The sequence below is a fragment of the Catellatospora coxensis genome, assembly GCF_016862635.1.
Classification (GTDB): domain Bacteria; phylum Actinomycetota; class Actinomycetes; order Mycobacteriales; family Micromonosporaceae; genus Catellatospora; species Catellatospora coxensis.
Genome location: NZ_BONI01000033.1, coordinates 73,595 through 95,122, shown reverse-complemented (window position 1 = coordinate 95,122; position 21,528 = coordinate 73,595). Strand labels below are relative to the sequence as shown.

At 71.8% G+C, this 21,528-nt stretch carries 22 protein-coding genes; 10 read left to right on the top strand and 12 right to left on the bottom strand.

Annotated features, from left to right (window positions below; all coding sequences use genetic code 11):
• The first annotated feature begins 91 nt into the window (after positions 1–91).
• The 4 genes from Cco03nite_RS20290 to Cco03nite_RS20275 are packed head-to-tail and all read left to right on the top strand — an operon-like array spanning position 92 to position 3,174.
• The gene (locus tag Cco03nite_RS20290) at positions 92–775 is read left to right on the top strand and encodes a DUF6789 family protein (RefSeq protein ID WP_203693720.1); all 684 of its coding nucleotides are present in this window, start codon (positions 92–94) and stop codon (positions 773–775) included.
• Complete coding sequence (locus Cco03nite_RS20285) at positions 720–1,943, top strand: hypothetical protein (protein ID WP_203693719.1); 1,224 nt, start codon at positions 720–722, stop codon at positions 1,941–1,943. Before Cco03nite_RS20290 ends, Cco03nite_RS20285 begins: the two co-directional genes overlap by 56 nt.
• Entirely contained in the window at positions 1,940–2,860 is a 921-nt protein-coding gene (locus tag Cco03nite_RS20280) for a pre-toxin TG domain-containing protein (RefSeq protein WP_203693718.1), read from the top strand. Before Cco03nite_RS20285 ends, Cco03nite_RS20280 begins: the two co-directional genes overlap by 4 nt.
• Positions 2,860–3,174 (top strand): hypothetical protein, encoded by a 315-nt coding sequence (locus tag Cco03nite_RS20275; RefSeq protein ID WP_203693717.1) that lies wholly within the window; start codon positions 2,860–2,862, stop codon positions 3,172–3,174. Before Cco03nite_RS20280 ends, Cco03nite_RS20275 begins: the two co-directional genes overlap by 1 nt.
• 103 nt (positions 3,175–3,277) lie before the next feature.
• Here the strand turns inward: Cco03nite_RS20275 and Cco03nite_RS20270 are convergent, their stop codons facing one another.
• The gene (locus Cco03nite_RS20270) at positions 3,278–3,931 is read right to left on the bottom strand and encodes a class I SAM-dependent methyltransferase (protein ID WP_203693716.1); all 654 of its coding nucleotides are present in this window, start codon (positions 3,929–3,931) and stop codon (positions 3,278–3,280) included.
• 116 nt (positions 3,932–4,047) lie between these two features.
• Between Cco03nite_RS20270 and Cco03nite_RS20265 the strand changes: the two genes are divergently transcribed.
• Positions 4,048–4,647: a helix-turn-helix domain-containing protein gene (locus Cco03nite_RS20265; protein ID WP_203693715.1), complete on the top strand. Its 600-nt coding sequence runs from the start codon at positions 4,048–4,050 to the stop codon at positions 4,645–4,647.
• 150 nt (positions 4,648–4,797) lie between these two features.
• Positions 4,798–5,265 (top strand): RrF2 family transcriptional regulator, encoded by a 468-nt coding sequence (locus Cco03nite_RS20260; protein ID WP_203693714.1) that lies wholly within the window; start codon positions 4,798–4,800, stop codon positions 5,263–5,265.
• A gap of 92 nt (positions 5,266–5,357) precedes the next feature.
• On the opposite strand, the gene Cco03nite_RS20255 is transcribed toward Cco03nite_RS20260, so the two are convergent.
• From Cco03nite_RS20255 to Cco03nite_RS20240, 4 genes are read right to left on the bottom strand one after another with little or no spacing between them, the layout of a single operon-like run.
• A complete protein-coding gene (locus Cco03nite_RS20255) occupies positions 5,358–6,329 on the bottom strand; it encodes a sulfate/molybdate ABC transporter ATP-binding protein (RefSeq protein WP_203693713.1) in 972 nt (323 codons plus the stop codon).
• The gene (locus Cco03nite_RS20250; protein WP_203693712.1) at positions 6,326–7,153 is read right to left on the bottom strand and encodes a sulfate ABC transporter permease; all 828 of its coding nucleotides are present in this window, start codon (positions 7,151–7,153) and stop codon (positions 6,326–6,328) included. The genes Cco03nite_RS20255 and Cco03nite_RS20250 overlap by 4 nt, the downstream gene beginning before the upstream one ends.
• Positions 7,146–7,994 carry a sulfate ABC transporter permease subunit CysT gene (gene cysT / locus Cco03nite_RS20245; RefSeq protein ID WP_203693711.1) on the bottom strand — a complete coding sequence of 283 codons (849 nt, stop codon included), beginning with the start codon at positions 7,992–7,994 and terminating at the stop codon, positions 7,146–7,148. The genes Cco03nite_RS20250 and cysT overlap by 8 nt, the downstream gene beginning before the upstream one ends.
• Positions 7,991–9,016 carry a sulfate ABC transporter substrate-binding protein gene (locus Cco03nite_RS20240; RefSeq protein WP_203693710.1) on the bottom strand — a complete coding sequence of 342 codons (1,026 nt, stop codon included), beginning with the start codon at positions 9,014–9,016 and terminating at the stop codon, positions 7,991–7,993. The genes cysT and Cco03nite_RS20240 overlap by 4 nt, the downstream gene beginning before the upstream one ends.
• A gap of 423 nt (positions 9,017–9,439) precedes the next feature.
• On the opposite strand from Cco03nite_RS20240, the gene Cco03nite_RS20235 reads away from it, so the two are divergent.
• Together Cco03nite_RS20235 and Cco03nite_RS20230 are read left to right on the top strand one after the other, a co-directional pair.
• Positions 9,440–10,267: an alpha/beta fold hydrolase gene (locus Cco03nite_RS20235; RefSeq protein ID WP_203693709.1), complete on the top strand. Its 828-nt coding sequence runs from the start codon at positions 9,440–9,442 to the stop codon at positions 10,265–10,267.
• 19 nt (positions 10,268–10,286) lie between these two features.
• Positions 10,287–10,586 (top strand): putative quinol monooxygenase, encoded by a 300-nt coding sequence (locus Cco03nite_RS20230; RefSeq protein WP_203693708.1) that lies wholly within the window; start codon positions 10,287–10,289, stop codon positions 10,584–10,586.
• Positions 10,587–10,630: 44 nt separating this feature from the next.
• Here the strand turns inward: Cco03nite_RS20230 and Cco03nite_RS20225 are convergent, their stop codons facing one another.
• Positions 10,631–11,386 carry an alpha/beta fold hydrolase gene (locus Cco03nite_RS20225; RefSeq protein WP_203693707.1) on the bottom strand — a complete coding sequence of 252 codons (756 nt, stop codon included), beginning with the start codon at positions 11,384–11,386 and terminating at the stop codon, positions 10,631–10,633.
• 59 nt (positions 11,387–11,445) lie between these two features.
• On the opposite strand from Cco03nite_RS20225, the gene Cco03nite_RS20220 reads away from it, so the two are divergent.
• Positions 11,446–14,496 carry an AfsR/SARP family transcriptional regulator gene (locus Cco03nite_RS20220; RefSeq protein WP_239167503.1) on the top strand — a complete coding sequence of 1,017 codons (3,051 nt, stop codon included), beginning with the start codon at positions 11,446–11,448 and terminating at the stop codon, positions 14,494–14,496.
• A 1-nt stretch (position 14,497) separates the two neighbouring features.
• Here the strand turns inward: Cco03nite_RS20220 and Cco03nite_RS20215 are convergent, their stop codons facing one another.
• From Cco03nite_RS20215 to Cco03nite_RS20195, 5 genes are all read right to left on the bottom strand, one after another.
• On the bottom strand, positions 14,498–15,052 hold the full coding sequence (locus Cco03nite_RS20215; RefSeq protein WP_203693706.1) for a dihydrofolate reductase family protein: 555 nt from the start codon (positions 15,050–15,052) through the stop codon (positions 14,498–14,500).
• Positions 15,053–15,148: 96 nt separating this feature from the next.
• Positions 15,149–15,988, bottom strand: a complete 840-nt coding sequence (locus Cco03nite_RS20210; RefSeq protein WP_203693705.1) for an oxygenase MpaB family protein — start codon at positions 15,986–15,988, stop codon at positions 15,149–15,151.
• A gap of 2 nt (positions 15,989–15,990) precedes the next feature.
• The gene (locus tag Cco03nite_RS20205) at positions 15,991–17,214 is read right to left on the bottom strand and encodes an MAB_1171c family putative transporter (protein WP_203693704.1); all 1,224 of its coding nucleotides are present in this window, start codon (positions 17,212–17,214) and stop codon (positions 15,991–15,993) included.
• On the bottom strand, positions 17,144–17,668 hold the full coding sequence (locus Cco03nite_RS20200; RefSeq protein WP_203693703.1) for an ImmA/IrrE family metallo-endopeptidase: 525 nt from the start codon (positions 17,666–17,668) through the stop codon (positions 17,144–17,146). Before Cco03nite_RS20200 ends, Cco03nite_RS20205 begins: the two co-directional genes overlap by 71 nt.
• A gap of 11 nt (positions 17,669–17,679) precedes the next feature.
• Positions 17,680–18,084, bottom strand: a complete 405-nt coding sequence (locus tag Cco03nite_RS20195; RefSeq protein ID WP_203693702.1) for a hypothetical protein — start codon at positions 18,082–18,084, stop codon at positions 17,680–17,682.
• A gap of 609 nt (positions 18,085–18,693) precedes the next feature.
• On the opposite strand from Cco03nite_RS20195, the gene rho reads away from it, so the two are divergent.
• Positions 18,694–20,010, top strand: coding sequence for a transcription termination factor Rho (rho, locus tag Cco03nite_RS20190; protein WP_203693701.1), 1,317 nt, complete (start codon positions 18,694–18,696; stop codon positions 20,008–20,010).
• Between the two features lie 49 nt (positions 20,011–20,059).
• Here the strand turns inward: rho and Cco03nite_RS20185 are convergent, their stop codons facing one another.
• Positions 20,060–21,526, bottom strand: a complete 1,467-nt coding sequence (locus tag Cco03nite_RS20185; RefSeq protein WP_203693700.1) for a family 43 glycosylhydrolase — start codon at positions 21,524–21,526, stop codon at positions 20,060–20,062.
• Between the last annotated feature and the right edge of the window lie 2 nt (positions 21,527–21,528).

Sequence of the window (21,528 nt, the reverse complement as noted above, 5' to 3'; positions counted from 1 at the left end):
CTTAACTCCGCCCTGACCGCCTGCCGGGAGCTCGCTGTCGGCTCGCTGACACTGTGCCCCACTGATGGGCGTGAGTTCCTAACGTATCGGCGTGGCTGATCGCGGACCCCGGCTCCGACCAGAGTGGACAGTCGCCGCGGTCTTCCTGGCCAGCGGTGCGGCCCTGCTGGTGTACATCCTGTCGGGCGTCTCCCTGCGCTGGACCTTCCTGACCCTCGCCCTGGCCGCGGCCGCCGTGGCGACCGTCGTCATCCGGCGGCTGCCCGCCGAGCGCCGGGCCAAGGTGCTGCGCCGGATGGCGGTCGGCGCGGTCGCCGGGTTCGCGGCGACGATCGCCTACGACGCGGTCCGGATCGCCCTGGTCGAGTTCGCCGGTCTGCGGCTGCGCCCGTTCGAGGCGTGGCGGCTGTTCGGACTGGCTCTGGCCGAGACCGATCAGGACGCCACCTGGGTGTTCTGGCTCGGCGTCGCGTTCCACCTGTGCAACGGCGTCGCGTTCGGGGTCGCGTACACCGTCGCGTTCGGACGGCGCGGCATCTGGCCGGCCATCGTCTGGGCGCTGGTCCTGGAGACCTTCATGGTCTCGGTCTACCCGGGCTGGCTCGGGCTCAAGGCGCTTGACGAGTTCCTGTCGGTCAGCATCACCGGCCACCTCGTCTACGGCGTCGTGCTCGGCTGGCTCGCCAAACACCTGCTCGGCAGTTCCCGATGGGGAGAGAATGACCGCGATTCCGGGGCCGACGAGCCCGCCCGATCCGCTGACCCGGCTCGCTGACGGCATCTGGGTCGGCGTGCCGCTGACCCTGCGCAAGCTGTCGGCCGGCCTGGCGATGTCCACCGTGGACGGCCTGTACCTCGCCGCCCGCCCGGTCGTCGGCCTGATCACCGTGCCGGCCGTGTTCCTGACCGGCCTGGTCGTCGGCGTGTTCCACCCCGGTTTCGAGTACGTGTTCACCGAGTCGCTGGGGCTGCTGCTGCTCATCGCGCTCGTCGGGGCGGTCAGCGGCGCGCTCGGCTCCTACCTGACCCTCGGGTTCGCCCTCGGCGACCTGGCCCTCGGCGCGCACCCGCAGTGGGACACCTGGCGCACCGACACCCTGCTCGACATCCCCGCGCAGTACGGTTCCCAGCTGCTCACGTACGCGCTGTTCGCGATGCTGGCGGTCGGCGTGCCGATCGCCGCCAAGTCGTTCGCCGCCGAGTTCCTGCTGCCGCCGAGCGTGCCCCGGGCGGTGCGGGCGCTGGTCGGCCTCGGCGCGCTCGTGGTCATCTCGGGGCTGCTGGTCTGGGTGTGGACCCAGTCGGCGCCCCTGCTGGTGCGGCCCGTGTTCGTCTGGGCGGGGGCCCGCCCGACCGTCGAGGCCATGTCGACGACGCAGGAGAGCGGCGGCTGGATCGTGTTCCTCGCGGTCGCCGCCACCGCCGGCCGGGCCGTCGCGCAGGCGATCCTGGCGAGCCCGATCGGCAAGGGCGGCGGCCCCGACCGGATGACGCAGCTGGAGGACCGGTTCCGCACCGACGTCCCGGTGCAGCCGCTGGCCGGCCGCATCCCGCTGGTGCTGCGGCTGCTGATCCGCGCCGCGATCCTCACCGCGCTGCTGTCCGGCCTGTACGCCGCCTACTGGCAGGCCGGGCTCACCTTCGGTGTGCTGTTCGTCGCGCAGGTCATCGCCAGCCCGCTGCTGCCGCTCGACTTCGGGGCGTACGCCCGCTTCATCGCCAAGATCCCCCGGATCATCCGCCTGATCGTCGTGATGGTCCCGGTGTACCTGCTCGGCGCGGTCGTCGTGCCGATGTTCCTGGACCAGACCAGCTTCTTCCCGTTCCTGCTGCTGGCGATCGTGTCGGCGGTGCTGATGACCCTGCTCAGCCCGCACGCCCGGGAGGCGCCGCCCGCGCCGCCGCAGCCTGCCGCCGCGCCGGGCGCCGAGGAGCCGAAATGAGAACGACGACACGTGTGCTGGCCGGTGCCGCGCTCGGCGCGGGCGCGGCGGTGCTGCTGCTGCCCGGCGCGGCGTACGCCGACAACTGCGGGAGCATGTCCGACTGCTACTACACGGCACGGGCGGCGCTGGCCGCCCTGGTCGGCCTGTCCGTGCTGTTCGGCGTGCTGCTCAGCATCGGGCTGGACTTCGTCCCGGTGGTCGGCACGGTCAAGGGCGTCATCGAGGCGATCACCGGCAAGGATCTGATCACCGGCCAGGAGTTGGCCTGGTGGGAGCGCCTGCTCGGCATCGTGCCCGTGGTCGGCGGCATCGCCGGTGTCGCGGCCGGCATCTCCAAGGGCGCCCGGGCCATCGACGACGTCGCCGACCTCGGGCGGGCCGTGGACCGGGCCGCGGACGCGGCCGAAGCCGCCCGCGACGCCGAACGCGCCGCCGAGGCGGCCCGCGAAGCGGAACGTGCCGCCGAGGCCGCCCGCGAAGCCGATCGCGCGGCGGACGCGGCCCGGGAAGCCGAGCGTGCCCGGGAGGCCGAGCGGGCGGCGGAGGCGGCCCGCGACGCCCACCAGCGCGACCTGGGCATGGACCCGGCGACGGGACGGTATCGCGCAGCCGAGGGTGAGACGGCGCTGCGCGTCGAGGACGCCACCGGCGTGGAGCTGAGCCGCTCCACCGACCCGAAGGTGGACTGGGTCGACAACGCCACCGGCAAGACCTACGACGCCGTGGGCAACTTCCCCTCCCGGCACTTCGACCAGCAGTGGCCGAACCTGCAGACCAGGATCGTCGACCACCTGGCCAAGGCCGACTACGTGCCGGTCGACGTCTCGCAGTTCACGCCCGACCAGATCGCTAAGGTACAGAAGTTCATCACTGACAACGGCCTCGCGCCCCGAGCATTCCTGGTAGGCAACTGATGTCCGGAACGATCGCGGTCGCCCCCGACAAGCGCTGGTCGGCGGCCGGGTGGCTGTTCGAGTGGGCGGTCGAGGCGCTGGCCGAGGACCTCGACGACGACGCCGCGGTCGCGACACTGCGCGAGATCATCGACGACAACCTCGGCTGGCTGGGCCTGGACGACCTGTCCCCGGCCACCCGCGCCGAGGTGCTGCGCCGCATCAGGACCGAGCTGGTCGACCGCGCGGACCGGGAGCTGCCGCCGGCGCTGCCCAACCGGTCCGAAGCGGTCGACCTGCTGCGCGACCTCAGCCGCCTGGCCGAAACCGCCTGACCCCCACACCCCCGCCCCACCCGCCGCAACTCTTAAGGCGTCGCGGCCTTGAGCGCCCGTGAAGCCGCGAGTGTTTAAGAGTTGCGGCAGGTGGGGGCGGGTGTCAGGGGAGTCTGCGGGCGCGCAGCACGGTGTCGTGGAGGGTGTGCCCGTGGCCGTGGTGCCCGTGGTCGCCGTGGCCGTCGGGTCCGGTGGCCGGGCGGTGCCGGGATTCGGCGGCGACGATCTCCCACTGGTCGGGGTCGAGTACGGCTGCGACCTCGTCGGCGGTGAAGTGCACGTCGCGTACGGCGGCGTCCGAGACGCCGGGCCTCCGGTCCGACGGGTGGTGGCCGACGATCAGCAGGGTGCCGCCCGGGGCGACCGCCGCCGCGAGCCGGGCGGCCAGCGACTCGCGGGACGCGGCGGGGTGCACGTAGTGGGAGCAGACCAGGTCGTACCGCTGCGCGGGCGGCGTCCAGCCGGACAGGTCGGCCCGCCGCCACTCGATCCTTCCCGCGACCGTCTCACCGGCTGCCTGCGCATGCGAGCGTGCGTGACGCAGCGCGGACTCGGCGATGTCGACCGCCGTGACCTGCCAGCCCCGGGCGGCGAGCCAGATCGCCTCGGCTCCCTCGCCGCACCCGGCGTCCAGGGCCGTGCCGGGCGTCAGTGCCGAGGTCTCCGCGACCAGGTGCGGGTTCGGCGGCCTGCCGTGGCCCGCGGTGTGGCCGTGGTAGCGGTCCTCCCAGTACGCCTTGCTGAACTCCTCGGTCATGGCGATCCCTTCCGCGGTGCCGGTGCCTGGCCACGGATGGATCGTGGCCAGGTGACAACCATGCGAGACGATCGCCGAGTTCGCAAATTATGTTGCCGATCTGGCAAAGTGGGAGCATGGACGACGACCTTGATCAAGCCCTGGGTGCGGTCGGGCCGCGGCTGCGCGCGCTGCGCCAGCAGCGGGAGACCACGCTGGCCGACCTGTCGACGGCGACCGGGATCTCGGTGAGCACCCTGTCCCGGCTGGAGTCCGGCTCCCGGCGGCCGACCCTGGAGCTGCTGCTCCCGCTGGCCCGGGCGCACGGCGTCACGCTCGACGAGCTGGTCGACGCCCCGCCGACCGGCGACCCGCGCATCCACCTGCGCCCGGTCACCCGGCACGGGATGACCATGCTGCCGCTGACCCGCCGCGCGGGCGGGATCCAGGCGTACAAGCTGGTGATCCCCGCCGAGAGCCGCCGCCGGCATCCGGAGTTGAAGACGCACGAGGGCTACGAGTGGCTGTACGTGCTCAACGGCCGGCTGCGCATGGTCCTGGGTGAGCATGACCTGGTGCTGTCGCCGGGCGAGGCCGCCGAGTTCGACACGAGGGTGCCGCACTGGTTCGGGGCGGCCGGACCGGAGCCGGTCGAGTTCCTGAGCCTGTTCGGCACCCAGGGGGAGCGTGCCCACCTGCGCGCCGCGCCGAAACTCAAGGACTCCACCGAGCGCTGACGGCGGCCGCCGTCGAGATCGGATCGTGACCGCCATTGCCCCGTACGCGTAACGCCTATATTATCTATCGAAGTTATAGGAATATGCGGACACGCATGCAACGCGCGCCTGCTGCCGGTCGCGCCGTCACGAGCAGGAATCCATGGGGCCGTGCACATTTCAGCGCGACACGACTATGCGGTGCAGGCCATGCTCGCCATCGCCGCGGCCGGCGGCGGTCCGGTGAAGACCAGCGATCTGGCCGTCATGCAGGGCATCCCCGTCAGTTACCTGCCGTCGATCCTCGCCGACCTGCGCCGCGCCGAGCTGCTCAGCAGCCGCCCCGGCACCGACGGCGGCTTCAGCCTGGCCCGGCCGATCGCGCAGATCAGCGTCGGCGACATCATGCGGGCGGTCAGCGGGGCGCTGGCCAGCGTGCGCGGCCGACCGCCGCACACCATCACGTACACGGGGGCGGCCACCGCGCTGCCCGGCCTCTGGAGTTCGGTCCACACGTTCACCAGCGACCTGCTCGACAGGACCACCCTTGACCGGCTGCTCGATACCGACCGGGAGCTCGCCGCGGCGAGCCCCGATCCGGACCGGGCAAGCGGTGGCGCCGGCGGACACCGGCCGTGACGGGGCGGGCGGGGTCCGTGCAGAAGGGAGCCTCCGAGCGGGCGGCCGCCGGGTCGGCGTGTGCCGGCCCGCCCGGAGGTGCTCCCGTCGGCTCAGACCGCGTCGAGCAGCCGGACCGGGGCGATTTCGGGGGCGATCCGCACCTGCACCTCCGACCCGACCTCCACGCCCAGGGACAGGAACTCGTTGCGGGTGAGGGTGACGACGACGGGCTGCCCGCCCACGGCGACCTCCACCCTGATCTCGAAGCCGACCCGGGTGATCCGCGTGATGCGGCCCGCGACCGCGTCCGGCTCACCGCCGCCGGTGAGCAGTTGCAGGTCGTGTGGCCGGACCAGCCGGTCGCCCAGCTCGGTGACCGGGCCGAGGAAGCGCATGACGAAGTCGTTGGCGGGGGTGTCGTAGAGCGCGTCGGGCGAGCCGATCTGCTCCACGCGGCCCTCGTTGATGACCACGATCTCGTCGGCGACCTCCAGCGCCTCCTCCTGGTCGTGCGTGACGAACACCGTCGTCACGTGGACCTCGTCGTGCAGGCGGCGCAGCCAGTCGCGCAGCTCCTTGCGCACCTTGGCGTCGAGCGCGCCGAACGGCTCGTCGAGCAGCAGCACGGTCGGCTGCACCGCCAGCGCGCGGGCCAGGGCCATGCGCTGGCGCTGCCCGCCGGACAGCTGGGAGGGCAGCCGGTCGGCGAACTGCGCCAGGTGCACGAGCTTGAGCAGCTCGTCGACCCGCTCGCGGATCTCGTCCTTGGGCCGCTTGCGGATCTCCAGTCCGAACGCGACGTTGCGCGCGACGCTCAGGTGCTTGAAGGCCGCGTAGTGCTGGAACACGAACCCGACGTTGCGCTTCTGCGGCGACAGCTTCGTCGCGTCCACGCCTTCGATCTCGATGCGGCCGCTGTCGGCGGTCTCCAGCCCGGCGATGATGCGCAGCAGCGTCGACTTGCCGCCACCGGACGGGCCGAGCAGCGCGGTGAGCTGCCCGGACGGGATGCTGACGGAGACGTTGTCGAGGGCGACGAAGTCTCCGAAACGTTTGGCGACGTTGACGATCTCGATACTCAACGGTCTTCCTTCGGCCGAATGACTGAGACGATGATGATGCAGGCCACCGCCACCAGGGCGAGCAGGAACGCGGTGGCGTACGCGCCGCCCTTGTCGAAGTTGAGGTACTTCTCCTCGACGACCAGGGTGGCGGTGCGGGTCTCGCCGAGCACGTTGCCGGAGACGACCTTGACCGCGCCGAACTCGCCCAGCGACCGGGCCAGGCTCAGCACGACGCCGTAGACGACGCCCCACTTGATCGACGGCAGGGTGATCCGGCGGAACGTCTGCCAGGCGTTCGCGCCCAGGCTGCGGGCAGCCTGCTCCTGCTCCTCGCCGACCTCCTCCAGCACGGGCACCACTTCGCGGATCACCAGCGGCAGCGCCACGAACACCGTGGCCAGCACGATGCCGGGGGTGGCGAAGATGACCTGGAAGCCGGCACTCTCCAGGGCCGGTCCGAACCAGCCGGTCCGGCCGCCGTAGACGAGCACCAGGGCCAGGCCGACGACGATCGGCGACACCGACAGCGGCATGTCCAGCAGCGCGCTGAGCAGCCGCTTGCCCGGGAAGTCGTACCGGACGAGCAGCAGCGAGATGCCCACGCCGAACAGCGTGTTGATGACGACCGCGATGATCGCGACCTGCACGGTCAGGCTGATCGCGTGCACGATGTCGGGATCGTCGAGGATGCCGTTGATGTTGTCCATGCCGTCGGCGAAGGTGTTCTTGCCGACCAGGTACACCGGCCACGCCACGAGCAGGAACAGGTAGGCGATGACGAGCAGGCGGACCAGGTAGGTGACCGGGCCGCGCCGGGTGCGGGTGCTGGGGTGGCTAGCCACGGCGCACCATCCTGCGCTGGATGACGTCGAGCAGCACGATGACCGCGAACGAGATCGCCAGCAGGATCGTGGCGACCGCCGCGGCGCTGTCCAGGTTGTCGTTCTCGATGCTGCTGAGGATGCGCACCGAGGTGACCTCCGTCTTCATCGGCAGGTTGCCCGACAGCAGCACCAGCGAGCCGTACTCGCTGACCCCGCGGGCGAACGACAGCGCCGCGCCCGCGGCGATCGCGGGTGTCAGGCTGGGCAGGATGATGCGCCGGAACACGGTGAAGCGGCTCGCGCCCAGCGACATCGCCGCCTCCTCCACGTCGCGCTCCAGCTCGGCCAGCACCGGCTGCACCGTGCGGACCACGAACGGCAGGGTGACGAACAGGAAGGCGAGGAAGACGGCGGGGCGGGTGTTGGCGATGTCGATGCCGAGCGGGCTGGTCCTGCCGTACAGCGACAGCAGGACGAGTCCGGCGACGATGGTCGGCAGGGCGAACGGGATGTCGATCAGGATCTCCAGGGCGCGCTTGCCGAAGAACCGGTCCCGGACCAGCACCCACGCGATCATGGTTCCCATGACGATGTTCACCAGCGTCACGGCGAACGCGGTGCCAACGGTGAGCTCGATCGCCGCGGCGGTCTGCTCGTTGGTCACCGCCTGCCAGAACGCGCTCCACCCGCCCGCCGACGCGGTTACCACCACGGCGGCGAGCGGGATGAGCACGAGCAGGCTGAACCACATCATCGCCACGCCGAACCCGAGTCCGGAGGCTCGGGTCAGCGGGCGGCCGGCCCGGACCGGCCGGCGAGAGGTCGCCGGCCGGTCCGGGGAGAGCGCGGTCGAGGTCACTTAGCCTTGCCCGAGGCTGCGATGACCTTGACGATGATGCCCTCCTTCTCGTCGAAGAACTTCTTCGACAGAGCCGACCAGCTCTCGAAGTCCTTCGACACGGTGAGCAGCTTCTGCGGCGCGGGGAACGGGTTGGCCGGGTCCTTGGCGCCCTGGACGCCGGTGGTGTCGACGCCCTCGATGATCGGCCGGAAGCCCTTGAGGGCGAACTGGCGCTGGCCGTCCTTGCTGAGCACGAAGTTCAGCCAGTCCTTGGCCTTGGGGTCGGCGTTGGTGAGGATCGCGCCCGGGTTCTCGATCAGGATCGTGGTGGCGGGAACGACCCAGTCGAACTTCTCGCCCGCCTGGGTGGCCAGGATGGCCTCGTTCTCGTAGGCCAGCAGCACGTCGCCGGTGCCGCCGAGGAAGCTGGTCGTGGCGTCGCGGCCGCTGCCGGGCAGGGCGACGACGTTGGCGAACAGCTTGGTCAGGAACTCGGTGGCCTGCGCGTCGGTGCCGCCGTTGGCGGTCACGTGGCCCCACGCGGCGAGCGCGTTCCAGCGGGCGGCGCCCGAGGAGGCCGGGTTCGGGGTGACGATCTGGACGCCCGGCTTGATCAGGTCGTCCCAGCCCTGGATGTTCTTCGGGTTGCCCGCGCGCACCGCCAGCACCACGATCGAGGAGGACACGATGCCCTTGTTCGGGCCGGCGTTCCAGTCCTTGGCGACCAGGTTCGCGTCGACCAGGCGGGTGACGTCGCTGGAGACCGAGAAGTGCACGTAGTCGGCCTTGAGGCCGGCCACGACGGCCCGGCTCTGGTCGCCGGACGCGCCGTACGACGTCTGGAACTTGACGCCCTTGCCGGCCTCGGTCTTGTTCCACTCGGCCGCGATCGCCTTGTTCGCCGCCTCCGGCACCGCGAAGCCGACGATGTTCAGCGTGGTGCTCGATCCCGTGGTGCCGCTGTCGCCGCCGCCGCAGGCCGACAGTGCCAGGACGGCGGTGGCGGCGAGTGCGGCGGCTGCTCTGATCCGGTTCTTCATGCGGAACCTGTCCTCCTCGAGCGCAAATGCGCATACCGAATAACGCCGAAAGCCCGGCGTGATCGGTAGTCATCAATGTTTGGGGGTGCATTTCGGTGATGGCGCATGGTCGGACCGGCACGTGCGACGTCGGGCTCCGCTGCCACGACCGCCGGCGGGGATGCCCGGTGGACGTGATCCGGAACGACCACGAAGCGAATATCCCACTAATCCGCTAGACTTTCAATGGTTTGCCGGGCGGGACCCGGGCATACAAGACAAATGCCCGAATTTGCGAAATAATGACTGGCCGAACGGCCGACGGGTCGTCTCCCCGCCGCTGAACCGACAAGTCCGACAAGTCCGTGATGCTAGCTTCGGAGGGGTCGGCCCGACGGGGTGCCGCGTACGCACTGCCAGTCTTCGCTTGCAGGGAGTCGCCACATGAGCACCGGTATGGTCACCACCAAGGACGGAACCCAGATCTTCTACAAGGACTGGGGCACGGGACAGCCCGTCGTGTTCAGCCACGGCTGGCCGCTCACCGCCGACGCCTGGGACGACCAGATGTGGTACGTCGTCTCCAACGGCTTCCGGGCCGTCGCCCATGACCGGCGCGGCCACGGCCGCTCCAGCCAGCCGTGGGAGGGCAACGACCTCAACACCTACGCCGACGACCTCGCCCAGGTGATCGAGAAGCTCGATCTGCGCGACATCGTCCTGGTCGGACACTCCACCGGCGGCGGCGAGATCACCCGCTACATGGCCCGCCACGGCACCGACCGCGTCGCCAAGGCCGTGCTCGTCGGTGCGATCCCGCCGCTGATGCTGCAGACCGACGCCAACCCCGAGGGCCTGCCCCGCAGCGTCTTCGACGGCCTGCGCGAAGGGGTCGAACGCGACCGCTCGCAGTTCTGGAAGGACCTCAGCGCCCCGTTCTACGGCGCCAACCGCGACGGGGCGAAGGTCAGCCAGGGCCTGCGGGACGCGTTCTGGCTGATGGGCATGACGGTGGGCTTCAAGGGGGCGTACGACTGCATCAAGGCGTTCTCCGAGACCGACCAGACCGAGGACTGCAAGAAGATCGACGTGCCCACGCTGATCATCCACGGCGACGACGACCAGATCGTGCCCATCGTCGCCTCGGCGATGAAGTCCTCGAAGCTGATCAGGGACAACACGCTGCACGTCTACAAGGGAGCGCCGCACGGACTGACCGCCACCCACCAGGACGAGTTCAACGCCGACCTGCTGGCCTTCCTCAAGGGCTGACCTGAGAAGGGGGCACGGCGTGCTCACGTTGGGTTTTCTCGTGGAGATCGAGGCGAAGCCCGGCCGGGAGGGCGAGGTCGCGGAGTTCCTGCGGCAGGCCAAGGCGCTGGTTGACGCCGAACCCGGCACGATCGTCTGGTACGCCTTCCAGGTCGGGCCGACCTCGTTCCGCATCTTCGACGCGTTCAACGACGAGGACGACCGCCAGTTCCACCTGGCCGGGAAGGTGCGCCAGGGCCTGGAGGCCCGCGCGGACCTGTTCGACCCGCCGCCGAGGATCAACCCGGTGGACCTGCTGACGTACAAGATGCCGTCCTGACGGCATCGCTGATGGAGCCTCGCCACCCGGCGGGGCTCCATCAGTCAGATCTCGTCCAGGAACTCGTCGATCATCGGGGCCAGCCAGCCGGCCCGCTGCGGCACGCCGGTGTGCGCGGTCCCGGGCAGCACGGCCAGCCGGCACGCCGGCAGCCCGGTCAGGTCGCCGACCACACCACCGCCGAGCAGCCGGAACATGCGAACGGCATGCTCGGGGCGCACGATGTCCGAATCGGCCAGCACCAGCATCGTCGGCGCGGCCAGCGCGCGGATCTGTGCGGGCGTCCACCGCGGCAGGTTCGCGTCCAGCACCTTCATCTTGGTGACCAGCCGGGCCCAGCCCGCCGGGTCCGGCGCGGTGCGCAGATACTCCTCGTGGAACTCCGAACCGTGCAGGTGCTCGGGTCGCAGGTCCGCGATGCCGTCCAGCAGCCCCGGGTGCAGGCCCGCGTCGTCGAAGCTCACCGACGCCAGCACCAGCCGCCCCACCCGGCCGGGGTGGTCGGTGCCCAGCCGCAGCGCGACCGCCGCGCCCATGCTCCAGCCGAACACGTCCGCCCGCGCCACGCCCAGCCGGTCGAGCAGCTCGACCACGTCGGCGGCGAAGGCCTCCACCGTCAGCGCGCGGTCGATGTCGGCGGTGCGCCCGTGCGCCTGCAGCTCGACGGCGATCACCCGCCGGGTCCGCGCCAGCAGCGGCAGGATCATGCCGAACGACGTGCCGATGCCCGACAGCGCGCCGTGCACCAGCACCAGCGGGCGGCCGCCGCCCGCGCCGTGTACCTCGTGATAGATCTCCATGCCCGTACGATGCGCCGGCGCGCTTACGGTCCGCTTCCGCCCGCCTTACCGCCGCTAGGATGATCGCCGTGCAGTTCGGGGTGCTCGGGCCGCTCGCCGTCACCACCGACCGCGGCGAGCCGGTGACCGTGCCCGGGGTCAAGGTCCGCCAGCTGCTCGCCGACCTGCTCGCCAACCGCAACCAGGTCGTCTCGGCCGACCGGCTGATCGACGACCTGTGGGGCGAGGACGCGCCCGCCGACCCCGGCGCGGCGCTGCAGGTGCGGGTGTCGCAGCTGCGCAAGGCCCTCAACGACGCCGAACCCGGGGCCCGCGACCTGGTCGAGTCCCGGCCGCCCGGTTACCTGCTGCGCACCGACGCCGTCGACGCCCACCGGTTCGCCGAGCTGGCCGACTCCACCGACGCGGACCGCCTGGCCGCGGCGCTGGCGCTGTGGCGCGGCGACGCGTACGCCGACGTCGCCGACGACGAGTTCGCCCGCGCCGAACGCGCCCGCCTGGCCGAGCAGCGCCTCGCCGTGCACGAGCGCCTCGCCGAGGCGCGATTGGCCCGCGGCGAGCACGACCTGGTCGCCGCCGACCTGGCCGACCTGGTGACCCGGTTTCCGCTGCGGGAGGGCCTGCGGGCGCTGCAGCTGCGCGCGCTGTACGCCGCAGGCCGCCAGTCCGAGGCCCTGGACAGCTACGCCGACCTGCGCGACCGGCTCGCCGAGGAGCTCGGCCTCGACCCGGGGCCGGAGCTGGTCGCGCTGCACCGCCGCATCCTCGAACACGACGCCGCTCTGGCCGCCCCGCCGCGCGCCGCGATCGTCCGCAACAGCCTGCCCGCCCAGCTCGACGAGCTGGTCGGCCGCGCCGAGGCGCTGACCGAGCTGCGTACGCTGATCCCGGTGCGGCGGCTGGTCACGCTGATCGGGCCGGGCGGGGTCGGCAAGACCCGGCTGGCCACCGAGGCCGCCCGTGAGCAGTCCTTCCCCGACGGTGTACACCTGGTCGAACTCGCTCCCCTGCCGACCGGGGCGACGGACGTCGCCGAACAGGTGCTGGCCACGATGGACCTGCGCGAGTCGGCGGGCGCCAGCGTGTCGGCCGTCGATCGGCTGTGCGCGGCGCTGGCCGGAAGACGGGTGCTGCTCGTGCTCGACAACTGCGAGCACGTGATCGAACCGGCTGCCACGCTGGTCGCCCGCCTGCTCCGGGACGCGCCGGAGCTGCGGGTGCTGGCCACCAGCCGCGAACCGCTCGGCCTGACCGGCGAGCTGCTGTGGGAGGTGCCGCCGCTGGCGCTGCCCGACGGCGGCGACGACCTCGACACGGTCCGGCGCTCGGCGGCGGCGCGGCTGTTCGCCGTACGCGCGGCGGCGCAGCAGCGCGGCTTCCGGCTGGACGGGAAGACGGCTCCCGCCGTGGCCCAGCTGTGCCGCCGCCTGGACGGGCTGCCCCTGGCTCTGGAACTGGCCGCGACCCGGGTGCGGGCGCTCGGGGTGCAGGGTGTCGTGGACCGGCTCGACGACCGGTTCCAGCTGCTCACCACGCAGCAGCGGGACATGCCGCCGCGGCAGCGTACGCTGACCGCGGTCATCGGCTGGAGCTGGGACCTGCTGGACGAGGCCGACCGGGCGGTGCTGGCCCGGCTCGCCGTGTTCCGCGACGGCTGCGCGCCGCAGGCCGCCGAGCAGGTCTGCCGGACCGATCTCGACACCCTGGCCCGGCTGGTGGACCGGTCGCTGGTGGTGCTGGACGAGCACCCGGCAGGCCCGCGCTACCGGCTGCTCGAATCGGTGGCCGCGTTCTGCCTCGAACGCCTCGACGACCCCGACGCCGTCCGCGCCCGGCACGCGGCGTACTACACCGACCTGGCCGAACGCGCCGACCCGCAGCTGCGCGGCGCGGGACAGCAGCAGTGGCTGGCCCGGCTCGACGCGGAGGCCGCCAACCTGCGCGCGGCCCTGGCGCACGGCGGCGGCCTGCGCCTGGCCAACGCGCTGACCTGGTACTGGTTCCTGCGCGGCCGCCTCACCGAGGCCCGGCAGGCGCTGACCTCACCCGGCGACGCGGCGCAGCAGTCCCGGGCGGCCGCGTGGCGGATCGGGTTCGCGCTGCTGCAGGGCGAGGCGATCGTGCCCGGCGAGATCCGGGCCGCGCTGGCCGGCGACCCCGACGGCCGGGCCACCTGGTTCACCGCGAACGCGGTGCTCGACCGCGCCGACGTCGCGCTCGCGTCCGAGCTGCTGGACGCGGCGACCGGTGACCGGTGGACCGAAGCGGTCGCGCTCAGCACGCGGGCCAAACTCGCCCACGCCGCCGGGGACCTGGCCGCGCTGGAGCACGCCGCGACGCGCAGCGCCGCCCTGTTCGCCGAGCTCGGCGACCGGTGGGGCCGCTTGCAGGCCAACGACTGGGTCGGCGGGCTGGCCGAGATGCGGGGTGAGCACGACCGGGCGATCGCCCTGCACCGGGAGGGCCTGGGCTGGGCCGAGGAGCTGGCGCTGTGGCCGGAGGTGTGCAGCAAGCTGTCCTGGCTGGCCTGGCTCGCGGTGCAGACCCGCGACCACGCGGCCGGCCGCGAACTCGCCGAACGCGCCTACCGGATGGCCGTCGAGCAGGGCATGCCGAGCGCGATCGTCTTCGCCGAGACCAGCCTGGGCATGGCCGCGCGCCGGGCGGGCCGGCTCGACGTGGCGGCCGTGCACCTGACCCGCATCGCCGAGCAGGGCCGCGCCGAGCGGCAGCCCACGTTCTACCTGCCGATGATCCTGGTCGAGCTGGGTCACGTCGCGGAGCAGGCAGGCGATCGTGCCGCCGCGCTCGCCCTGCACGTCGAGGCGTACGACGCCGCCGAGGCGATCGCCTCCCCGCGCGACGCGGTCTTCGCGCTGGAGGGTATGGCGTCGGCGGTGGACCTGCCCGAGGTCGCGGCTCGGCTGCTGGGTGCGGCCGCCGCAGCACGGGCCACGGCGCAAGCCCCTGCCTCCCCGGTCGAGCGCGACGACACCGACCGGGTGACGGAGCGGCTGGTCGCCGTGCTCGGCGCGGACCGGTACGCGGCCCTGCTCGCCGAGGGCACGGCGCTGAGCCCGGGACAGGCCCGGGCTCAGCTCGACGGGTAGGTCACTCGGCGGCCTTCGGCCGGTACGAGACGATGACGACGCCGCTCTTCATGACCTTGGTGTCGACCAGCTCGAACGACGCCTTGACGTCCTTGAGCGGGGTGGTCAGGCTGTCGCCGCCCTCCAGCACCGGGCAGATCCAGAAGCGGACCTCGTCGACCAGCCCGGCCCGGATGAGCTGCGTGGTCACCGAACCGTACCCGTACTGCAGGATGTCCCCGCCGTCCTGCGCCTTGATCCGGGCGACCTCTTCGACCAGGTCGCCCTGCAGGACCTCGCTGTTCTTCCACGCGGGGTCGGTCAGCGTGGTCGACGCGACGTACTTCTTCACGTTGTTGAAGTAGGCCGCGCCGGTGCTCGGGTCGCTCTCGTCGCGGTTCGGCCAGGCCGCCGACATGCCGTCGTAGGTGGCCCGGCCCATCAGCAGCGCGTCGGCGGTGCTGGTCTGGAAACCGGCGAACGCGGCGGCCTCGTCGTCGAAGTACGGCACGGTCCACATGGGGTTCTCGATGACGCCGTCGAGAGTGATGTAGGTCGAGTTGATGAGCTTGCGCATCGGAGTCTCCTGGATGTCGGTGGTGCTCGCTGTCTGCACCACGAACATTGCCCGGTCGTGCTTACGGTTCGCTTCAGGTCGCCCTACGGCCGCCCGTCAGCGCCGCGCGGCCGGCCGCACCGGATCGGGTCCCAGCTGCTCGATCGTGTACCCGCCGGGGTAATTGCGGCTGGGCTGGCCCGGGGTGAAGACGTCCCTGGTCGCCGGCCGCAGGCGTCGCTTGACGGCGCCGGCCCGCAGCAGTCCGTGCACGGCGGCGCGGATCACCGGGTTCGGCTTCGGCACGCCGAGCGCCCGCCGGACGTCGTCGTCGAGCAGCGCGTCGCCGGCCGCGCCCGCCCAGCGGCGCAGCACCTTCGGGAAGCGGCTCGCCAGCACGTCCCGGGTGGCGTCCATCAGCCTGGTCGCCGCCTCGTCGTAGGCGAAGTTGTCGCGCTCGTAGGCGTTGAACCACCGCTCGAACTCCGCCCACGTCGCCGGGACGTCGCGGATGTTCATGAGCTTGCCGACCTCGATCCAGAAGTGCCAGGTGGCGGTGCGTTCGGCGGTGGTGAGCCGGCGCGGGCCGTACCGGTCGATCCAGCGGGTCGGGATGAAGATGAAGGTGCCCAGCGTGTAGCGGTACTCGTCGGCGGTGATGTCGTACACGCGGTGGATGCGGTTGAGCGCCGAGATGACCTGCCGGCTGCGCGGATGGTGGGGGCCGTGGGCGATCACCTCGTACATCATCAGCCCGGTGTCGTCGGTCCGTTTCGTGGACCGCTCGGTCATCTCGCCGGTGTCCAGCAGCAGCCGCGCGGCCGCCGGCACCGCGAACGTCCGGTAGAACGCGAGGTTGAGCCCGATGCGCACGTCCGCCGCGAACTCGCGCAGCGCGAGATGCCGGTAGATCGCGTGGTGGTCGACGGCAGGGTCGAGGTGCTGGAGTCGCGACATGGTCAGTTCCCCACGGGCTGGTCGGCGGCGTGGCCGCGGCGCAGCGCCAGCTCGGCCAGGACGAGTTCGATGATGCGGGAGCGGTAGGTCTGGGCCAGCCGCGCCAGCCACACCGCCTCGCGGTCCATGGCCACCTCGACCATCTCCACATGGACCTGGTGGCCTGGCTCGCCCGCGCGTTCGGCCCGCAGCGCGTCGGCGACCTGGGCGGCCTGCGCGACCAGGAGCACCGTGTCGGCGTCGAAGCCCTGCTTCACGGCCTCGGCCGCGCCGACCCGGTACGCGAGATCGTCCAGCCAGGGCCGCAGCTCGGACAACCCGTCGTGGACCTCGATGGTGCGCTGCATCAGCCGCCGCCCGTTGCCGTACCAGTTGACCAGCCAGCCCGCGGTGCCGTACCGCACTGGGCCTTTCAGGACCTGCGGGTACTCGGCGGCCAGGTCGCGGTAGAGCGGCTCCATGCGGTGGCACAGCCAGGCCTGGCGGCAGCGCCGCACGAACTCGATCACGGCGGTGGTGACGAGCGGGACGATCGCGCCGAGGCAGAGGAACACCACCCCGATGCAGACCAGCGCCAGGCTCAGCGGCGTGTGCGCGGGGAACCGGTGCCCGGTGAGGCCGGCCAGCCCGTCCACCGCCGCCATCAGCTGGTATGCCAGGCCGAACGCGGTGCCGACCGTGAACAGCCGCAACCCGACCCGGGTCTGCGGCGTGACCACCATCCGCGAGTAGCGGACGCTCAGCCGGCACAGGTCCAGCAGCACCCACGAGTACGCCAGGGCGTAACCGACCGAGTAGAGCGCCACGGTGCTCCGGTCGATGTTGTCCAGCCGCCAGCTCGACGGGGTGTCGGCGACCTCGGGCGTGAGCGCGAACAGCACGACGAGGACCGCGATCGCCGCGCCGGTGATCGCGGCCCGGTAGCGGGCCGCGGCGCGGGCCCCGCCGGCGCCGCGGGTCCAGCACAGCATCATGATCTGGGCGAAGAACGCGGCGACCAGCCCGAGGCTGTGGCTGATCACGATCGCGGTGTTGTGGTGGCCGGTCAGCGAGCTGATCGCCTGGTACACGGGGTGAATGGTGACGACCTGCGCCGCGCTGCCGAGCAGGTTCCAGGCGAGCAGCGCCTTGCCCGCGGGGGTGCGCGCCTGCGGCCTACGGGCGAGGACCGAGCCAACGACGACGGCGGCGAGCAGGAACGCCCCGCTGGTCAGCCAGGGAATCAACGGTCACTCCTTGATCCAGTGTCTTCATCACCCGCAGCACGTCCTCGGGCACCTTGGGGGCCGGCAGCGCGGCCTGTTCGAGGATCAGCTCCGCCAGGGTCTCGGCGCGGATCTCCTCGTCGTCGCTGTAGCCGTGCGGCAGCACGGACTCCTCCGCCAGGGCGGTCGTGGGGTGGCCGCGGTGCCCGAGCCAGATGTGCGCCACCTCGTGGCAGACGATCACCGACCGGTGCAGCGGGGTCGCGGTGCGCTCGTAGACGATGTAGTCCTGGTGCGCCGCAGCCACCCAGCAGCCGGTGACCCCGCCCGCCGTCGGCCACGGGATCAGGATGATCGGGCGGCGGCGCCGCTGCCCGAGCCACTCGACCAGCGCTACCACGTCCCAGGGGTCGGGGATGGCCAGACCGTCGAGCGCGGCGCGGCACTCGGCGTCGACCTCGCGGCTGGCTGGCATAGGCCGACAGTCTAAATCGGCGCGTCGTCGGTCACGCCGGGCCGGGTGGCCGCGCGAGCCTCCAGCTCGGCGATGTGATCCAGGACACCGTTGAGCATGGCCAGGCCCGCCGGTGAGATGGTCCGCGCCCGCATCGCGAAGGACCAGACCTCGGGGTCGACGGTGCCCGAGCCGGCCGGCATGAGGTGGTTGTCGTCCATGCCGAAGTGCCTGGCCAGCCGCATGAGGATGCCCGCCTGGGTCTTCTCCGGCGGGGTGTTGCCCTTGCGCAGATCGAAGATCAGCGTATGGGAGCAGCCGACCGCCGCGGCCACCTCGCGGTCGGTGTAGCGCTTCGCCGTGCGCGGGTTGGTGCTCGTGTCGAAAAGCCTGGTCAAGCGCTCGGCGACCGTTCCTGGGCCGGTGTTCTCGCCCATGACGCCCCTAGTCATCTGAAGCTGACGCCAACCACCGAGCTGTTAGCTGTGGTTGACAGAATCCATAGTCGACAGCCTATGCTGTCGGGGTCCAAGACTCAATTCGCCAGAGCACGGCCCGAAAGCCGTGCGCTTTCGGCGTTTCGCGTCCGGACGAACAGGACCGCGCGGGGCCGCACCCGCGCGGGGCGGCAGGCGTTCGCGGGGGAGTGCCTGCACAGCGGCGTAACGGGGGCACAAGGGGAGCGGCCCGCGCGGCCACTCTCCTTGTGACGCGCCCGCGGGCGTGACCCCCGTCCCGCAAGATCGCCGGACGAGGCCGGATCGCGGCCGTGTCGGCGTGCCGGTTGCCCCGACCGTCCCGGTGGGGTACCTTTGATCAAGCATCTCTCGATGCAGGCGTGGAGTTCCCGCCCCGAGGATGCCCCTTCCCCGAGAACCGGCCGCGCATTCCGCGTCCGCCGGGACCGGTTTCCACCGCACCGCCGCCTCAGCCGCTGAACCCTCCGCACCACACCGGAGACGCAGCCCGGCAGACGTGATCAGGCGCTCGGTGCCCATCGCGCCCGGCACGCCCGTGCCCTGGCGCACCGTCTCCGAGGAGTACCCATGACCGATCTCGACCTGCGGCCCGCGGCCGCGACGAGCCTTGCCGACGCGACGGGCGCGACGGGACCCGCCGCCACCACCCGACGCCGGCGCACGACGGCGCGCCCCCGCGTGACCGCGCAGGACCGCGCCGAGCACGATGCCGCCGAGCCGAGCGCCGAACCCGCCGCGGCGGCGGCGATCAGCGGCGTCGTCGACGTCCGCGACAAGCACCACTTCGTGCGGCTCACCGGCTACCTGCCCGACCCGGGCGACCCGTACCTGCCGCCCGGCCTGGTCCAGCGCCTGGGCCTGCGCCGCGGCGACCTCGTCACCGGCGCCGCCGCGCAGCCGGCGACCGTCCGGCGGTCCGGCTCCGGCGAGCGCGCCGACCAGCGCCGCGCCCAGCGGCCCACCGTCACCACGATCGACACCGTCAACGGCGAGCCCGGCGAGCAGATGCGCGACCGGCCCGACTTCTACGCGCTCACCCCGATCTACCCGCGGGAGCGCATGCGCCTGGAGACCACCCCGGACGTCCTGACCACCCGGGTGATCGACCTGCTCACCCCGATCGGCAAGGGCCAGCGGGCCCTGGTCGTGTCGCCACCCAAGGCGGGCAAGACCATGGTGCTGCAGGCGATCGCCCACGCGCTCGCGGTCAACCACCCCGCCGCGCACGTCATGGCGATCCTCATCGACGAGCGCCCGGAAGAGGTCACCGACATGCGCCGCACCGTACGCGGCGAGGTGATCTCGTCGACGTTCGACCGGCCGCCGGCCGACCACATCGCGGTCGCCGAACTGGCCATCGAGCGCGCCAAACGCCTGGTCGAGCAGGGCCGCGACGTAGTCGTGCTGCTCGACTCCATCACCCGGCTGGGCCGCGCCCACAACCTCGCCGCGCCGTCCAACGGCCGCATCATGTCCGGCGGCATCGAGGCCGGCGCGCTGCACGCGCCCAAGCGTTTCCTGGGCGCGGCCCGCACCATCGAGGGCGGCGGCTCGCTGACCGTCATCGCCACCGCGCTGGTGGAGACCGGCTCGCTGGGCGACACCGTCATCTTCGAGGAGTTCAAGAGCACCGGCAACGCCGAGCTGCGGCTGCTGCGCGGGCTCGCCGACCGGCGGGTCTTCCCGGCCGTCGACGTCGACACCTCCAGCACCCGCCGCGAGGAGCTGCTGGTCGGCCCGCAGGAGCTGGAGCTGGTCCGCCGGCTGCGCCGCGCCCTGCACACCATGGACAGCCAGCAGACCGGCGAACAGCTGGTCGACCGGCTGCGCAAGACGGGCAGCAACGCCGAGTTCCTCATGCAGCTCGCCCGCAGCACGCCCTGACCTGCCGCGGCGGGCGCCGGCGCAGGTTCGCGCCGACGCCCGCGGAGGCCTAGGAGATACGCCAGTGCTGGGCGTTGTTGTTCAGGCAGGTCCACTGGCGCACTTCCGCGCCCGGGGTGGTGGCCCAGTTGTAGTCGTCCAGGCAGAGGCCGCTGTGCCGGTTGACGAGCGTCGAGTAGCCGCCCGTGACCGCGTTGACCTGCCATTGCTGGACGGCCAGGCCGTTGCAGGTCCACTGCCGCACCTCGGCGCCGGGGGTGGTCCCGAAGTTGTAGTCGTCGAGGCAGAGCCCACTGAGCCGATTGCTGATCTGGTAGTAGCCGTTGTCGAGCGGGGTCACGTACCAGTCCTGATTGGCCTGCGTGCCGCAGGTCCACTGCCGCACCTCGGCGCCCGGGGTGGTCACCGAGTTGTAGTCGTCGAGGCAGAGGTTGCTGTGCCGGTTGCGGATCTCGACCGGGGTGGCGTTGGACTCCCCGGACGGGCCGGGCTGGATGGTGGACAGGGAAGCGGGCACGCCCAGGTTGGGGGTGCCGTCGGAGTTCCAGGAGATCTTCTGCACGCGGGTGGTGCGGGTGGTGCCGCAGCCCTGCGAGGAGGAGCTGTTGGCGTGGTACGCGATCCAGGTCTCCGTGCCGTCGGGTGAGGTGAAGAACGAGTGGTGGCCCGGCCCGTACACGCCGTTGGCGTCGCTGCGCTGGAAGATCGGGTTGGCGGCCTTGGTCCACGAGGACGCCGCGAGGGGGTCGCCGCCCCGGTATTCGAGCATGCCCAGCTTGTAGTTCGGCCCGTTGCAGTGGCTGGCCGAGTACGTGATCCAGGTCCGGCCGTTGCGCTGCAGCGCGAACGCGCCCTCGTTGACGGCCCCGTTCTGGGTCTCCCAGGACAGCGTCGGCGCGGAGATGCGGGTGCCGTACGCCCCTGCCGTCCACGGGTTGGTCAGCGGGGAGATGTACAGCGACTGCAGGTTGTCGCTCGGGTGGAACGCCGAGAACATCACGTAGTTCGCGCCGTTGAGCTTGAGGATCGCGGCGTCGATGGCCCAGCCGTTGTTGGGCATCAGGTTGAGGATGCCCCGGATGGTGTACGGCCCGAGCGGGTCGGTCCCGGCGCTCTCGGCGACGTGGGTGCGCCGCGCGCCGCCGCTCTGCTCGACGGAGTAGTACAGGTACCACCGGTTGTTGATCATTTCGAGGTGCGGGGCCCACATCGTCGTGCCGCCGGTGCGCACGACGACCTGCTCGGGCGCGCCGCGCAGCGCGGAGATGGTCCGCGAGCGGCGCATCACCACGTCGGAGGACCAGGTGGTCGCTACGTAGTAGTAGTAACCGTTGTAGTACGTCAGCGTCGGGTCGCCGCTGTTGGGCACGTCGACGGCCGGGTTGCGGAAGGTCGGCCCGGGTGCGGCGTCGGCCCGGCCGGGGTGGACGACGACGGCCATGGACACGCCGAGCAGGACGGCTACGACGAGCGACAGAACGCGCCGGGTGATGGCACGTGGCCAGGTCAGCAACATGG

Coding starts and splice junctions, on each gene's coding strand:
- Cco03nite_RS20220 (WP_239167503.1), top strand. CDS start 11,446: ATGATCGCCGTGCAGTTCGGGGTGCTCGGGCCGCTCGCCGTCACCACC.
- Cco03nite_RS20200 (WP_203693703.1), bottom strand. CDS start 17,668: ATGCCAGCCAGCCGCGAGGTCGACGCCGAGTGCCGCGCCGCGCTCGAC.
- Cco03nite_RS20240 (WP_203693710.1), bottom strand. CDS start 9,016: ATGAAGAACCGGATCAGAGCAGCCGCCGCACTCGCCGCCACCGCCGTC.
- rho (WP_203693701.1), top strand. CDS start 18,694: ATGACCGATCTCGACCTGCGGCCCGCGGCCGCGACGAGCCTTGCCGAC.
- Cco03nite_RS20215 (WP_203693706.1), bottom strand. CDS start 15,052: ATGCGCAAGCTCATCAACTCGACCTACATCACTCTCGACGGCGTCATC.
- Cco03nite_RS20265 (WP_203693715.1), top strand. CDS start 4,048: ATGGACGACGACCTTGATCAAGCCCTGGGTGCGGTCGGGCCGCGGCTG.
- Cco03nite_RS20275 (WP_203693717.1), top strand. CDS start 2,860: ATGTCCGGAACGATCGCGGTCGCCCCCGACAAGCGCTGGTCGGCGGCC.
- Cco03nite_RS20270 (WP_203693716.1), bottom strand. CDS start 3,931: ATGACCGAGGAGTTCAGCAAGGCGTACTGGGAGGACCGCTACCACGGC.
- Cco03nite_RS20285 (WP_203693719.1), top strand. CDS start 720: ATGACCGCGATTCCGGGGCCGACGAGCCCGCCCGATCCGCTGACCCGG.
- Cco03nite_RS20280 (WP_203693718.1), top strand. CDS start 1,940: ATGAGAACGACGACACGTGTGCTGGCCGGTGCCGCGCTCGGCGCGGGC.
- Cco03nite_RS20185 (WP_203693700.1), bottom strand. CDS start 21,526: ATGTTGCTGACCTGGCCACGTGCCATCACCCGGCGCGTTCTGTCGCTC.
- Cco03nite_RS20225 (WP_203693707.1), bottom strand. CDS start 11,386: ATGGAGATCTATCACGAGGTACACGGCGCGGGCGGCGGCCGCCCGCTG.
- Cco03nite_RS20195 (WP_203693702.1), bottom strand. CDS start 18,084: ATGGGCGAGAACACCGGCCCAGGAACGGTCGCCGAGCGCTTGACCAGG.
- Cco03nite_RS20235 (WP_203693709.1), top strand. CDS start 9,440: ATGAGCACCGGTATGGTCACCACCAAGGACGGAACCCAGATCTTCTAC.
- Cco03nite_RS20210 (WP_203693705.1), bottom strand. CDS start 15,988: ATGTCGCGACTCCAGCACCTCGACCCTGCCGTCGACCACCACGCGATC.